Annotated in this window: 14 protein-coding genes and 3 tRNA genes; 5 read left to right on the top strand and 12 right to left on the bottom strand. The window is 68.1% G+C overall.

All coding sequences use genetic code 11. The features are described from left to right. Window positions 1–5 precede the first annotated feature (5 nt). Window positions 6–554 carry a dTDP-4-dehydrorhamnose 3,5-epimerase family protein gene (locus ACU6XJ_RS12010; RefSeq protein ID WP_476309818.1) on the top strand — a complete coding sequence of 183 codons (549 nt, stop codon included), beginning with the start codon at window positions 6–8 and terminating at the stop codon, window positions 552–554. 12 nt (window positions 555–566) lie between these two features. On the opposite strand, the gene ACU6XJ_RS12005 is transcribed toward ACU6XJ_RS12010, so the two are convergent. The 9 genes from ACU6XJ_RS12005 to ACU6XJ_RS11965 all read right to left on the bottom strand — a co-directional run bounded on the left by ACU6XJ_RS12005 (window position 567) and on the right by ACU6XJ_RS11965 (window position 7437). Further along, window positions 567–1586: an NAD-dependent epimerase/dehydratase family protein gene (locus tag ACU6XJ_RS12005; protein WP_476309815.1), complete on the bottom strand. Its 1020-nt coding sequence runs from the start codon at window positions 1584–1586 to the stop codon at window positions 567–569. Window position 1587: 1 nt separating this feature from the next. Then, window positions 1588–2244, bottom strand: a complete 657-nt coding sequence (locus ACU6XJ_RS12000) for a PIG-L deacetylase family protein (RefSeq protein WP_476309812.1) — start codon at window positions 2242–2244, stop codon at window positions 1588–1590. Beyond that, window positions 2244–3032 (bottom strand): sugar phosphate nucleotidyltransferase, encoded by a 789-nt coding sequence (locus tag ACU6XJ_RS11995; RefSeq protein ID WP_476309809.1) that lies wholly within the window; start codon window positions 3030–3032, stop codon window positions 2244–2246. Before ACU6XJ_RS11995 ends, ACU6XJ_RS12000 begins: the two co-directional genes overlap by 1 nt. Next, window positions 3029–4309 (bottom strand): methyltransferase domain-containing protein, encoded by a 1281-nt coding sequence (locus ACU6XJ_RS11990; protein ID WP_476309807.1) that lies wholly within the window; start codon window positions 4307–4309, stop codon window positions 3029–3031. Before ACU6XJ_RS11990 ends, ACU6XJ_RS11995 begins: the two co-directional genes overlap by 4 nt. 53 nt (window positions 4310–4362) lie before the next feature. After that, window positions 4363–5775 carry a sugar transferase gene (locus ACU6XJ_RS11985; protein ID WP_476309803.1) on the bottom strand — a complete coding sequence of 471 codons (1413 nt, stop codon included), beginning with the start codon at window positions 5773–5775 and terminating at the stop codon, window positions 4363–4365. A gap of 492 nt (window positions 5776–6267) precedes the next feature. Next, window positions 6268–6341: transfer RNA gene (locus ACU6XJ_RS11980), tRNA-Phe, on the bottom strand. Between the two features lie 40 nt (window positions 6342–6381). Continuing rightward, window positions 6382–6455 (bottom strand) — tRNA-Asp (locus ACU6XJ_RS11975). Between the two features lie 45 nt (window positions 6456–6500). Further along, window positions 6501–6573: transfer RNA gene (locus ACU6XJ_RS11970), tRNA-Glu, on the bottom strand. A gap of 624 nt (window positions 6574–7197) precedes the next feature. Next, complete coding sequence (locus tag ACU6XJ_RS11965; protein ID WP_476309800.1) at window positions 7198–7437, bottom strand: hypothetical protein; 240 nt, start codon at window positions 7435–7437, stop codon at window positions 7198–7200. 915 nt (window positions 7438–8352) lie between these two features. Here ACU6XJ_RS11965 and ACU6XJ_RS11960 point away from each other — a divergent pair. Next, window positions 8353–8667 (top strand): hypothetical protein, encoded by a 315-nt coding sequence (locus ACU6XJ_RS11960; RefSeq protein ID WP_476309797.1) that lies wholly within the window; start codon window positions 8353–8355, stop codon window positions 8665–8667. A 152-nt stretch (window positions 8668–8819) separates the two neighbouring features. Here the strand turns inward: ACU6XJ_RS11960 and ACU6XJ_RS11955 are convergent, their stop codons facing one another. Beyond that, window positions 8820–9023 carry a cold-shock protein gene (locus tag ACU6XJ_RS11955; RefSeq protein ID WP_476309794.1) on the bottom strand — a complete coding sequence of 68 codons (204 nt, stop codon included), beginning with the start codon at window positions 9021–9023 and terminating at the stop codon, window positions 8820–8822. A gap of 718 nt (window positions 9024–9741) precedes the next feature. Here ACU6XJ_RS11955 and ACU6XJ_RS11950 point away from each other — a divergent pair. After that, window positions 9742–10452, top strand: a complete 711-nt coding sequence (locus ACU6XJ_RS11950) for a lysophospholipid acyltransferase family protein (RefSeq protein WP_476309791.1) — start codon at window positions 9742–9744, stop codon at window positions 10450–10452. Here the strand turns inward: ACU6XJ_RS11950 and ACU6XJ_RS11945 are convergent. Next, complete coding sequence (locus ACU6XJ_RS11945; protein WP_476313954.1) at window positions 10436–10879, bottom strand: GNAT family N-acetyltransferase; 444 nt, start codon at window positions 10877–10879, stop codon at window positions 10436–10438. The two genes, ACU6XJ_RS11950 and ACU6XJ_RS11945, sit on opposite strands and share 17 nt — an antisense overlap. 104 nt (window positions 10880–10983) lie before the next feature. On the opposite strand from ACU6XJ_RS11945, the gene fgd reads away from it, so the two are divergent. Both fgd and ACU6XJ_RS11935 read left to right on the top strand, forming a co-directional pair. Then, the gene (gene fgd, locus ACU6XJ_RS11940) at window positions 10984–11985 is read left to right on the top strand and encodes a glucose-6-phosphate dehydrogenase (coenzyme-F420) (protein ID WP_476309788.1); all 1002 of its coding nucleotides are present in this window, start codon (window positions 10984–10986) and stop codon (window positions 11983–11985) included. A gap of 10 nt (window positions 11986–11995) precedes the next feature. Further along, the gene (locus ACU6XJ_RS11935; protein ID WP_476309786.1) at window positions 11996–12568 is read left to right on the top strand and encodes a cysteine hydrolase family protein; all 573 of its coding nucleotides are present in this window, start codon (window positions 11996–11998) and stop codon (window positions 12566–12568) included. On the opposite strand, the gene ACU6XJ_RS11930 is transcribed toward ACU6XJ_RS11935, so the two are convergent. Beyond that, the gene (locus tag ACU6XJ_RS11930) at window positions 12565–13407 is read right to left on the bottom strand and encodes a poly(ethylene terephthalate) hydrolase family protein (RefSeq protein ID WP_476309783.1); all 843 of its coding nucleotides are present in this window, start codon (window positions 13405–13407) and stop codon (window positions 12565–12567) included. The two genes, ACU6XJ_RS11935 and ACU6XJ_RS11930, sit on opposite strands and share 4 nt — an antisense overlap. Between the last annotated feature and the right edge of the window lie 84 nt (window positions 13408–13491).

The raw sequence follows: 13491 nt of genomic DNA, 5'->3' as shown, positions 1-13491 counted from the left end.
TAGCCGTGGACGTGCGCACCTGTGAACTGGCCGGACCGCTGCTGTTCGTGCCCAAGCCGCATCACGACGACCGCGGGTTCTTCACCCGCACCTTCGACTCGGCCATCGCGGCGGCGCACGGTCTCGACCCGGCCTCGTTCATCCAGGACTCGCAGTCCCGCACCCGGCGCGGCGGCCTCCGGGGACTGCACGGCAGGGCGGGCCGCGGCGAGGCCAAGCTGGTCCGCTGCGCCCGCGGCGCCGTGCACGACGTGCTGGTGGACGCCCGGCCCGATTCGCCCACCTTCGGCAGGCAGGCGAGCTTCCTGCTGGACGATGTGGCCTTCGCGCACCTGTACGTGCCCGCGGGCTTCCTGCACGGCTTCCAGGCGCTCACCGAGCAGGCCGACGTCTGCTACCGCATCGACGCCGAGCACGACCCGGCCGAGGACCTGGCGGTCCGCTTCGACGACCCCGACCTGAGCGTCGACTGGCCGCTGCCGGTGAGCGTGCTGAGCCGACGCGACGCCGACGCGGGCACCTGGGTCGCGTTGCGGGATCGGCTTGCGGGGTAAGGGACTCACCGCCTATACCGGTTTGAGGTCGTCGGTGATCTCGCCCGCCGCCCTGCGCTCGGCAAGCCGGGCCAGCCGGATGTAGCGCTGCCGGAAGTCTTCTTCGGTCAGCCCGTGCGCGGTGTAGGCGGTGTAGAGCTCGACGGCCCCCGCCTGAACCGTCCACAGTGGATCAAATTTGGGCAGCGCCTGTCGAATCCGGGCGAAGCTCACCCGGTAGGAACGCGGATCGCCGCCCGCCTCGCCGGTGATCACGACCTCGGCACCGGGCACCACCTCGGCCACGGTGTTGGCGATCTGGGCGACGGTGACGTTGTTGACCTCGGTGCCGACGTTGAACGCCGTGTTGTGCACGGCATCCCGCGGCCCTTCCAGGCAGGCCAGGAACGCCGAGGCGATGTCCTGGGCGTGCACCAGCGGCCGCCACGGCGTGCCGTCGGAGAGCACCCGCACCTGCTTGGTCAGCACCGCGTGGCCCACCAGGTTGTTGAGCACGATGTCCGCCCGCAGCCGCGGCGAGAAGCCGAAGGCGGTGGCATTGCGCAGGTACACCGGGCTGAAGTCGTCATCGGCGAGTTCGGCAAGGTCGCCCTCGACGCGGACCTTGCTCTCCGCATACGGCGTCACCGGCCGCAGCGGCGCGTCCTCGCCGACCAGATCCTCGCCCGCGGCACCGTAGACCGAGCAGGTGGAGGCGTAGAGGAACCGCCGCACGCCCGCGTCCCTGGCCAGCTTGGCGAGCGTGACGGAGGCGTGGTGGTTGATCTCGTAGGTGATCTCCGGCGCCAGCGAGCCAAGCGGGTCGTTGGACAGCGCGGCCAGGTGCACGACGGCCTCGACGCCGTCCAGGTGCGCGGGCAGCACATCGCGCAGGTCGGTGCGGTGCCCGGCGGGGTCGGGCTGCTCGGGACCGAGCACGCAGTCGGCGAACAGCCCGCTGTCCAGGCCGACGACCTCGTGGCCCGCGTCGGCGAGCACGGGCGCCATGACGCTGCCGAGATACCCCTGGTGACCGGTCAGCAGAACGCGCACGTCAACTCCTCACTTCCGCGACGCCGAGCACGAACTTGTCGACGAAGAAGGCCTCGGCATAGCGCGATTTGCACTGCACTCCGCGCAACCGGGCCAGCCCGAGGAAGGTCTCATCGTCGAACCAGTCCCGGTCCCGCTGCGACGGATAGTGCTTGTGCAGCAGTTCGGCCTTGAGCGCCGCGGTATCGGCCGCCAGCGGCAGGTAGGCGCCGGGCTGGGCGAGGTCGCCGTCCCACTTGACGATCTCGTAGCCGAGCACCAGGTGGTCGCGGAACGCCGTCGGCACCAGCCGCGCCAGTTCGCGGTGGTCCTGATGGGCATCGTGCTTCGCGGGCGCCAGCACCAGATCCGGGTCGACCGCCCGCCGCAGGTTCTCCACGGCCAGCTTGGCCCGCTCCCAGTGCGCGGGGATGCGCCCGTCCGGCAGGTCGAGCACCTGCACATCGAGTTCGGCGCCGGGACAGAACGCGGCCAGCGCGTCCCGCTCCTCGTCCTCCCTCGGCCCGCCGCCACCGGTCAGCACCAGCGCCGACACTCGCAGCCCCGGCCGGGCGGCGCACAGCGTGAGCAGCGTGCCCCCCGCACCGATGGCGATGTCGTCGCAGTGCGCCCCCAGCACCGCGAGGTGGCCGAGGTCGGCGAGGTCGAGCGCCCGCATCAGATCCTGGCTCCCAAGCGCTCCCAGAGCATCCAGGGCCGGGTTCCCGCCGCGTAGGCGGCGTCCAGCGCGGCCCGCTCCTTGACGGTGTCCGCGGGCTGCCAGAACCCGCGGTACTGGTAGGCCAGCAGCCGGTTCTGCTTCGCCAGCGCGCCGCAGGCGTCCTCGACCAGGTCGCCGTTCTCCGGCAGGTGCTCGAACACCTCCTGCCGCAGCACGAAGTAGCCGCCGTTCTCCCACATCGGCAGCCTGCTGACCGGCGTGATGCCGCTGACCCTGCCCTCGTGGTCCATCTCGACGCAGTGGAAGGAGGACTGCGGCGGGACGACCATCATGGACGCGGCCGCGTCGCTGTGCGTCAGCCGCGACACCATGTGGTCCAGTGGCGCGTCGGTGAGCACGTCGGCGTAGTTGGCCAGGAACATCTCCTCATCCGCGACCAGGTGCCGCACCCGGCGCAGCCGCTCGCCGATCGGGGAGTCCTGGCCGGTGTGCACGAAGGTGATGTTCCATTCGCTGATGTCGGAGGACAGCAGCTGGACCTGCCCGTCGCGCAGCACGAAGTCGTTGGACGCGGTCTCGGAGTAGTTGAGGAAGAAGTCCTTGATGTGGTGCGCCCCGTAGCCGAGGCACAGCACGAAGTCGGTGTGCCCGAAGTGCGCGTAGTACCGCATCACATGCCAGATCAGCGGCCGCGGTCCGACCAGTTGCATGGGCTTGGGCACATCGTCGGCATCGCTGTTGCGCATGCGCATCCCGTAGCCGCCGCAGAACAACACGACCTTCATGCGCTCACTCCCACCAGCGGGGCCGGGTCCACGATCTCCAGGCTTGGGATGGGGAAGACGAGTCTGCCGCCCCAATCCGCGATATAGCGAAGCTGCTCGGTGAGCTCCTGGCGCAGGTTCCACGGCAGCACCAGCACGTAGTCCGGCCGGTCCCGCGCGATGCGGTCGGGATCGTGGATGGGGATGCGGGTGCCCGGCGTGAACCGGCCGTGCTTGTACGGGTTGCGGTCCACCGTGTACGTCAGCAGGTCCGGCCGGATGCCGCAGTAGTTCAGCAGCGTGTTGCCCTTGCCAGGGGCGCCGTAGCCGACCACGGTCTCGCCCGCCGCGGCGGCGTCCAGCAGGAAGCGCAGCAGTTCCCTGCGCACTTGCCCGACCGCGCCCGCGAACCCGTCGTGCCCGGCCAGCCCGTGCAGCCCGGCATCACGCTCGGCGGCCAGCACCTCGCCGACCCGAGCCGACGGGGCCTGGGCGGACTCGTCCGGGCGGGCCCAGATCCGCAGCGAGCCGCCGTGGGTCGGCAGCAGCTCCACATCCACCACCGACAGCCCGCCGGTCGCCAGCGCGGCCTGCGCCGAGGCGACGGTGTAGTACTGGAAGTGCTCGTGGTAGATCGTGTCGAACTGGGTGTGCGCGACCAGGCTGAGCAGGTGCTGCACCTCGATGGACAGCCACCCGTCGTCGGCCAGCAGCCACCGCAGTCCCTTGGTGAACCCTACGAGGTCCGGCACGTGCGCGTAGACGTTGTTGGCTACCACCAGCTTCGCCGGGCCGTGCTCGGCACGCACTGCCGCCGCGCTCTCCGGTGACAGGAAGGCGGTGTGCGTCGGCACGCCGCGGTCACGCGCGGCCTGCCCGACGTTGACCGACGGCTCGATGCCAAGGCAGCGCACCCCCGCGGCGACCACATGCTGGAGCAGGTAGCCGTCGTTGCTGGCCACCTCGACCACGAAATCCTCCGCGCCAAGGCCCAGCCTGTCGACGGCCCCGGTCACGAAGGACCGGGCGTGCTCCACCCAGGAGGTGGAGAAGGAGGAGAAGTAGGCGTATTCGGTGAAGGTGTCCTCTGGCGTGATCAGCGCCGGGATCTGGGCCAGCAGGCAGTCCCGGCAGACCCGCAGGTGCAGCGGGAACGTCGGCTCCGGCTGGTCAAGCTGCGACGCGGCGAGGAACCGCTCACAGGGCGGTGTCGCGCCGAGGTCGACAACGCTGTGCATTCGGGTGGAACCACAGAGCCTGCAGTTCACAGCGCCTGCGACCGCGTCCGTCTGCGTCATCAGGGGGTGTCTCCTGAATCGTCGTTGGTGAACTGACGTTGGGGCGCGACCCCCTAGTACGCGCCCTGGCCCCGTACGACCGCCCAGACCGTCTTCCAGAGGATCACGGCGTCCAACGCCAGTGACCAGTCCTCCACATAACGAAGGTCCAGCCGAACCGATTCGTCCCACGACAGATCGCTGCGGCCGCTGACCTGCCACAATCCGGTCAAACCCGGCTTGACGAGCAGCCTGCGGCGCACATCGGTGTCGTACTGCTCGGCCTCCTCGGGCAGCGGCGGACGCGGGCCCACCAACGACATCGACCCGGTCAGCACATTGATCAGCTGGGGCAACTCGTCCATGGAGTACCGCCGCAACACGGCGCCGACCCTGGTGATCCGCGGATCGTGACGGATCTTGAACAGCAGCCCGGCCCCCTCGTCCTGTCCGGTCAGCTTCTCGCGGATCTGGTCGGCGTTGGGCACCATCGTGCGGAACTTCAGGATGGTGAACACTCGGCCGTCCTTGCCGACCCGACGCTGCCGGTAGATCACCGGGCCGCGATCGCCGAGCCAGATCAACGCCGAGACCGTCAGCAGCAGCGGCGCCAGCATCAGCAGCAGCGCGAACGCGCCCGCCCGGTCGAAGATCTCCTTGACCACGCGGCGGACGCCGGTGAAGGCGGGCTCGGTCAGCCGCAGCAGCGGCAGCCCGAACACCGGCGAGACATGCAGCCTCGGCCCGGCGACCTCCATCAGCATCGGCGCGACCACCATCTCGGCGGCGCTGCCCTCCAGCGACCACGCCAACTGCTGGAGCCTGCGCGGGGTCCAGTGCGGGTCCGGCGCGACCGCGGCCACCCGGTAGCCGCCGATGCGGACCAGCGGCGCGAACTCCGAGAGCGAGCCGACCACCGGCACGCCCGCGACCTCGCCACCGCCGTTCTCGCCGACCCCGTCGGGGGTGCAGACCGCTTCCACCCGCCAGCCGTTGTACTGCTCACGGCGGGTGCGCTCGATCAGGTCGGCGACCGCGGGCACGCAGCCCGCCGCCATCACCGGGACCAGGCAGCGGCCCTGCATCCGCTTGGCGTGCAGCATCCTGCGCAGCACATAGCGCTGGGGCAGCGCGAGCAGCCCGATGGCCGGGACGACGCCGAACACCCAGGGCCGAACCTGGTCGAGGTCGGCTGCCAGCGCCAGCAGCGCCAGCACGACCATGGCGCTGAACAAGCCGCGACCCAGCCTGCGGAACTCCTCGGCGCCCTGGCCGAGCACCCTGGACTCCCAGGCCCTGCTCAGCGAGAGCGCGAGCACCGCGATGAGCACGGTGCTTGCGGCCATCACGATCGAGCCGTAGCCCGCGATCAGCGGGGCCGTCTCGATCAGCAGCAGACCGCCGATGGCGACCGCGAGGAGCACCGCCACCAGGTCGGAGGCGATGACCACCCGGCGGTAGCGCACTTCCCATGATGCGACGGGCATGCCGGTGGAACCACCGGCCGCCCGGAGTACTGAGGTGGCAGAACCGAGTCCTGCCGATCTCAACTGGCTGCTCAAGCCTTCCCCTGTCCACTCGGAAGACGCAGCGGTGGGCCGTGTCACCTGTTTCAGTGACCCCTTTGGCGTAGTTGCGCCTGGTGACGTTCCGTGACCGAGATATCCGCTTTGCATAATGGTTACTCGAACGTGACATCGCCAAAAACAGGACCGACCATGGCTCCCTGCTGCCATGGCCGGCACCGTGAACCGTCCACCACCTGGGCAATCGCTCTAACGAGTGAACCCGTTACCTCTGTTACTGAGGCACTATTCACCATCTTTGCTGCGGTCGCACAGCTACGGTCCGTCACAGCGTGTCTCCTGATCCACCATCGGGGGCAGAATCTCGCAAATCGGTCACCCATTACGGTGACAGGGCCCGAAAATGCGAACAGCGGCCACCACGTTGTGTGATGACCGCTGCAAACAGGGTTGTGGCCAGGGGCGGGGTCGAACCGCCGACCTTCCGCTTTTCAGGCGGACGCTCGTACCAACTGAGCTACCTGGCCGTTCGCGCCCGGCGCTGGAGATCCGGACAGCTAAATGTTGCGACCCCGACGGGACTCGAACCCGCGACCTTCGCCGTGACAGGGCGACGCGCTAACCAACTGCGCCACGGGGCCTCGTGGCTATCCATACCGCGAACTTCCGCGGCACAGTGTACTGCGTGCCCCCAACGGGATTCGAACCCGCGTTGCCGCCTTGAAAGGGCGGAGTCCTAGGCCACTAGACGATGGGGACGGGGCCGACTCGGGACCGACCCGACCTCGCACCCAACGGCTGCCCGTTGGAAGCACGCAAAGCATAGGACACCCCGCCATCGCTTCCAAAACGGGGGTGGTCTTCCGAGTGAAGGAGCAGGTAGAGCCGATCAGGGGCTCATGCCAGAGTTCCGCGCCCGGCGCGGCGGCGGGCGCGGAACTCCGGGTGGCAACAGAGCAGCGGAACTCCGCGGTGCAGCCCGTCCGGCCCAGCGCAGTCTCGACAAAGAGTCAGAAATTTTAAACCGCAATCAATTTCGCTCCACCAAATGAGTGAGAGTAATTACGTGAATTATCACCCTTGGTGACTGAATATCAGGATTGCAAAATTCCGGGTGAAAAAGTAGGTTCTATTTCTGCACCAGGCGCACGTTCGTGGGGTGTGCGCCTGGGGCGTGACCAGCGGTAACGCGCGCGGCCCCCGACCGGGCGACGTTTCGCGGAACATAAGTGGGGCGAGCCCTTTGCAGAGCTCGCCCCATTGTGTCTATTGCCGTAGCCGTGAGATCAGTCTTCGTCGCCGGGATCGATCTGCTTCGCAGCCGTCTCACCACCATTGGGCCTCTCGCGACAGCGCCGTCCTCGCCGCCGCGCGGGACCGTGCTCACCTCCGAACTGGGGGGATCCCGTCGTCGCCGGGCACCAAGCCCAGCATGTCCAGCAGCAACCGGCAGTCCTCGGCGTCCAGTGCGTTCCGGGCTACCGACATCCGCGCCCGGTGGACCTGGTCCGCCGAGATTCGCGAAGGTTCGGCGCCCCGCTGCATGGGCACCGACGGCGAGTGCCGCTGGGCCGCGTCGTCGTGCTGCAACAGGAACTTCCGTACCTCTAGTGAACCTTGCATGTCGCCCTCCCCGGCATCGGCTTCGACGGCAGGCTATATAGCCAGAGATGCACCCGCAGCCCCCCTCGGAGTGATTCGGGTACAACGTTGTGTAATCGCCGCAGCTCAGAGACGGCTATGTGTTAATGAGGCCCGTTGTGGTATAAGCCGCGTACTGCCGTTCGGGTGGCGGTCAGGACAACCCATTGACATGGATTCCGCTTTTTCGATATGCGTCATGCCTTGTCGGTCGAATTGCATATTCAATCGTGTCGACCCAGCCCCACCAAGGCCTATTGGCATGACCCTCTCGAAATGCGTGTCTCGGCCCTACCGGAATAATATTCAGCTGTGGAGCCCGTCGCTCGGGCCATAGCATTGGTATGCGGCTTCCCGGGTCACGGTGCGACTTCACGGCGATACCAGGTCGTACCGGATGACCGCGATGACCGACCGTCATCGGGCTCTCCCACCCGCCAGAGCAGGTCCGGACCAGTGCCGCCGGTGCAAGCGGACCGGATTCACGCGCATACGTTCGGTCACCGGCGGGTCACGCTGTCCGCTTCGGTCATAACCTGATCATGAGTGTCCTGCGTCACACTTTGTCCCGATCATGAACCTTACCGGCATTCCCTCCGGGGACGCGGGGTTACTTAGCGCATCGCCGACTGCGTCCATAAGACCTATTCGAGACGCTTTCTTCACGGGATTTTGCTCTGACGACTCCCATTGGCCTGATGAACGTGCAACAATGGTCGTGCTGACACACCCCCGGTCAGCGCCTGTGGAGATCCCCTCCGGCCCCCGCGTTCCTCCCCCTGGCGCGGGGGCCTCTCCATGTCCGGGCCCTGCTTCGACCAGTCATAACTCTCTTGGACTACACCGGTCGTCGATGCGTGAGCACCACCGGCCCCGGATGCCGGCTATCGTGGTGTGGTGCCCCTCGGACGTTCGAAACCCGGCTCTCGGTCCGCCCGCCACCGCAACGCGGAGGGCAGGCAGGACGAGGCCCTCGCACCCGATCCCGAGCTCGAGTCGTACCTGGCCGCCCTGGCGCCGGTCGACGAGCTGGAGACCACCGACACCGGTCGGCGCTTCGGCGCCGCCCAGGTCTACCAACTGCGGCTGCCGCTGGCGGCAGGTGAGCAGCTTCGGCAACTCGCCGAGGAACACCGCACCTCACCGCTGGCGCTGATCCAGGAGTGGGTCGTCCAGCGCCTGGAGTGGGAACTCCGCCAGCGCGGGCAGTGAGTTCGCGCTCGGCCTCGGACGTCGAAGCCCTTGCGATGACATGACGCAGAGAGGCCCCGCACCAGCCGGTGCGGGGCCTCTCTGTCATGTCGCTGCGCCGTCACGGTTCCCGGCGGGTTCCAGGCGACGCGACCCTGGTCTGCAGAGCGAGGTCAGAGGAGCTGGACGTTGGTGGCCTGCGGCCCCTTCGCACCCTGCCCGATCTCGAACTCGACACGCTGGTTCTCCTCCAGGGTCCGGAAACCCTTCGCCTGGATTTCCGAGTAGTGCACAAAGACGTCCGGATCACCACCGTCAGGCGTGATGAACCCGAAGCCTTTCTCGGAGTTGAACCACTTGACCGTGCCCTGCGCCATGAAAACCTCCTCGCAGGTTGTTACCGGGCCGCGCCCTGCGGACCGTTGGGTCGTTGCCGGGGCGTTCCTCTGGCAACCTTCCTGCAAGAAAACACACCCGCGTCATTGTTCTGCGAGCGTGTTGCGCGTGCACAGAAACCACGACCTCGACGGGTACCTTACCGCCGGGATGCCCACCGCCGGAAGGTAAAACACGGGCGCGATGGACCACCCGCCGCCCCCGTATGCTCCGCTCCCGGCAGTGCCGCTTATGCCAAATGGGGGTGCAGGTTTTCGCCGCTTCGACGCTCCACTCTGCGGTGCCTTCCCTGCGGCGGAAGTTGCAGTCCGATCGGCAACACCAAGAGCGGAAAGGCCATCGGCTGGGTGTCCGCCTCGGCCCACGCAACCTCGTGTCGGGCCAGTCGCGCTCTGATTCGCGCGATCTTCCTGCGGCGGAGGACAAACCGGGAAATCCTGCGAAGACTCATCAACGCGATCCCCGTGACCGCGGCCGTCACCGCCAGCCAGTTCCACAGAACCACGGCAATCCCCTCCAATTCGCTGTCGAGGAAGTGACGGGCATCTCAGGGCGTCGTGACGTCAAAGTCTAGCTTTCTTCGCGGCGGGACCCCGGCGGCCCTCCGGGTGACGACGACACCCGAGCTGTGTTCCGTCCGCTCACCGGACAACCGGGTCGGTCGACAGACACGGAACCGGCGCGTGCTGTAGTTCCGGCATGACCATGACGCTCCGCGAGAAGCTGCGGTTCACCGTGTCCATGCCGCGGCGCGGGCGGGGCCTGTGGTTCGGTCTGGCCATCGAGTTGCTGTGGCCGGTGGTCGCGGTGTTCCTGCGGCACCGGTTGGTCGGAACCGAACGCCTGCCGCGCCGGGGCGGTGTGCTGCTGGCCGTGAACCACCTGTCGATGGCCGACCCGGTGCTGGTCACCCAGCTGGTGCTGGCCTGCGGCCGGGTGCCCCGCTTTCTGGCCATGGCGGAGTTGTGGAAGGTGCCGGTGGTGCGCCGCGTGCTGGCGAGCGGCGGGCACATCCCGGTGACCAGGGGCTCGGTCAAGGCGATGGACGCCTACCAGTCCGCCATCGACGCGCTGGCCGCGGGCGAATGCGTTGTGGTGTTTCCCGAGGGCGGTCTGACCAAGGACCCCGACGCCTGGCCAGGCAAGGCCAAGCCCGGCGTGGCCGCGCTGGCGATGGCCACCGGCGTCCCGGTGGTCCCGGTCGCCATCTGGGGCACCCGCGACCTGCTGCCGCCGAAGGCGCCGTTCCCCCGGCTGCTGCCCCGCAAGCTGGTACAGCTCTCGGTGGGCGAGCCGATCGACCTCTCCGACGCCAAGGACCGCCGGGCGATGGTCAAGGTCACCCACCGCATCACCGAGCAGCTCACCAAGCAGGTGGCCGAACTGCGGGCGTTCACAGCTCGATCTTGAAACCCACGTGGGTGGGCTCGAAGCCCAACCGCTCATAGAAGCGGTGCGCGTCCTCCCGCTGCCGGTCCGAGGTCAGCTGGACGAGCCCGCAGCCGCGTGCCTTCGCGGTGTCGACGGCCCAGCGCACCAGCGCCTCGCCCAATCCGGTCCCACGGTGCGCCGACGCGATCCGGACCCCTTCGATCTGGCCGCGGGCGGTGCCACCCCGAGACAGCCCGTGGATGATCGAGAGTTGGAGGGTGCCGACGACGACCCCCGCGCTCTCGGCCACCACCAGCACCTGGTTGGGGTCCGCCGATATCGCCGAGAAGGCCGCGTAATAGGGCGAGATGTCGTCGGTGCTCTCCCGCCGCGCGCCCAACACGTCGTCGACCAGCAACTCGACGATGACGGGCACATCCCATTCGGTCGCGTCCCGAATCAGCACATCGTTCACGTCTCGAGCCTGTCACCGAACGATCCGGCGTGCCGCCGGTCCGCAGCAGATCACAGTGGCTGGCGAACCCCTGCCCGCGCGGGTAGAAAGCAGGGGTGAGCCTGAAGATCGGGTACAAGGCGTCCGCTGAGCAGTTCGCCCCGCGCGAGTTGGTCGAACTGGCCGTGCAGGCCGAGGAGCGCGGCCTGGACAGCGTCATGGTCAGCGACCACTACCAGCCGTGGCGCCACCAGGGTGGCCACGCGCCGTTCTCGATGTCCTGGCTGGCCGCCGTCGGCGAACGCACCTCCAGGGTGACGCTGGGCACCAGCGTGCTCACCGCGACGTTCCGCTACAACCCGGCGGTGGTCGCCCAGGCCTTCGGCACCCTCGGCTGTCTGTACCCGGGACGCGTCCTGCTCGGCATCGGCACCGGCGAGGCCCTCAACGAGGTGGCCGTGTCGAACGTCGAATGGCCCGAGTTCAAGGAGCGCTTCGCCCGCCTCCGGGAGGCCGTGCGGCTGATGCGCAAGCTGTGGACTGAGGAGCGCGTCACTTTCGACGGCGAGTACTACCAGACGAACAACGCCACCGTGTACGACCGCCCCGTGCAGCCCGTCCCGGTCTACATCGCCGCGGGCGGCCCGGTGATGGCCAAGTACGCGGGCCGCGCGGGCGACGGTTTCATCTGCACCAGCGGCAAGGGCATGGAGCTCTACACCGAGAAGTTGCTCCCCGCCGTCGAGGACGGCCTGGCCGCCGCGGGCCGCGAACCCGGCTCGATCGAGCGCATGATCGAGATCAAGCTCTCCTTCGACCCCGACCCGAAGCTGGCCGTGGAGAACACCCGCTTCTGGGCCCCGCTGGCCCTGTCCGCCGAGCAGAAGCACAGCCTGCACGACCCGACCGAGATGGAACGAGCAGGCGACGAGCTACCCATAGAAAAGGTGGCAAGCCGCTGGATCGCCACCGCCGACCCTGACGAGGCCATCGCCCAGATCAAGACCTACGTGGACGCGGGCTTCGACCACCTGGTGTTCCATGGCCCCGGCCAAGACCAGACGAGGTTCCTGGCCTCGTTCGCCGAACACCTGCTACCCCGCCTGCGCTCCCTCTAGGCTCGCGGCCATGGATCTCTCCCGGGCGGCGGTACTGGCCCTGCACTGGCAGGTCAACGTGATCAAACCGGAGGGCTTCTTCGGCCCCATGCTCGCCGACCCGGTGGCCCGCAGCGGCGTGGTCGACCGTGCCGCCGCCTTCCACGCCGCGGTGGCCCGCCCCGTGATCTTCACCCGCTTCACCATCCCGCCCGGCGAGGGCACCCTGGTCCGCAACACAGCCTTCATGCGCGCCGTGGCCGACGCCCAGGAGTCCTTCCGCCCCGACGCCTCGGGCGCCCAGATCATCCCGGAGATCGCGGACACCGGCCGCACGGTCGACAACCAGAAGCTCTCCGGCCTGGCAGGCAACAACCTGGCCGAAGAGCTCAGGGCGGAGGGCATCGACACCCTCCTGATCACCGGCGTGGCGACCAACCTGACCGTCGAGCAGACCGCCCGCCACGCCACCGACCTCGGCTTCACCGTTCACGTGGTGAGCGACTGTGTCGCGGCCGCCACCGAGGAGATCCATCAGGCATCGCTGGCCAACTTGGCGATGGCCACCGCCGGTCCCCTCACCAGCCGGGAGATCCTGGGCTAACTCCCCTGCGCCTTCTTGTTGTGGGCCACCGAGGACCAGCCGTTCTTGTCCGCACAGAGCCCGCAGTTCGAGCCGAAGAACACGCTCTTGGCCTTCTCGTCACCGGACAGCCAATACCGCAGCCACGCGGTCGTCGCGCCCACCAGCCGGAACCGGGTCTCCCCTTGCAGGAAGTGCGAGGCGCCCCTGAGCTCGCCGAAGACAGCGGGCACCTGCTCGGCTTGGGCGTAGCGGCTCCGTGCGTAGAAGGACGGCACGATGAAGTCGGCCTGCCCCGCGATGAAGAAGCTGGGTCCCTTCAGCGCGGGCACCGAACCCTGCGGCCCAGGCTGCACGGGGATCGTGACGTCCACGAGCGGATCGCTGCCCGCGGCGATCGCACCGCCGCCGCCCTGTGAGTGCCCAGCGGCCGCGACATGCTCCTCATCGATCTTCCCGTAGAACACGCTGCCCTGCCGCTTGTCCTCGGCGATCAGGAACCGCGCCCCCGCCAGCATCTCCCGGCCCGTCCCCGACTGCGTGGTGTTGGCAGCCGCCACCACAAACCCCCACGAGGCGAAATGCCGCAGCGCCCCGTCATAGGGCTCCGGCGTGGCACCCGTGCCGTTGCCCCAGATCAACACGGCGTGCTGCTGCCCATTCGCCCCGAGATCAGTGGGGTAGTACAAGGTGTGGTCCGGCCCACCCTGCACCTTCGTGACGCTGTGCGGCCCAGCCTTCTCGTATTCCCGAGGCGAAGTGACCGCCGCGGCGGTATCCGCAAGCGACCCCGCCGCAACCAACGGCGAAAGCGCGGCAACCACAACCGCCACCAAACCCACCCGCAATGACCTGAGCATCTCGGCACCATCCTCAGACGACTGTGTCAGCCCAACAGCGACCGATTTTTCCCCACTGACCCAAGCGTCAGAATGGTTACATTT

It is taken from the genome of Actinorectispora metalli (assembly GCF_056323685.1).
This window is presented reverse-complemented; position numbering and strand designations above follow the sequence as displayed.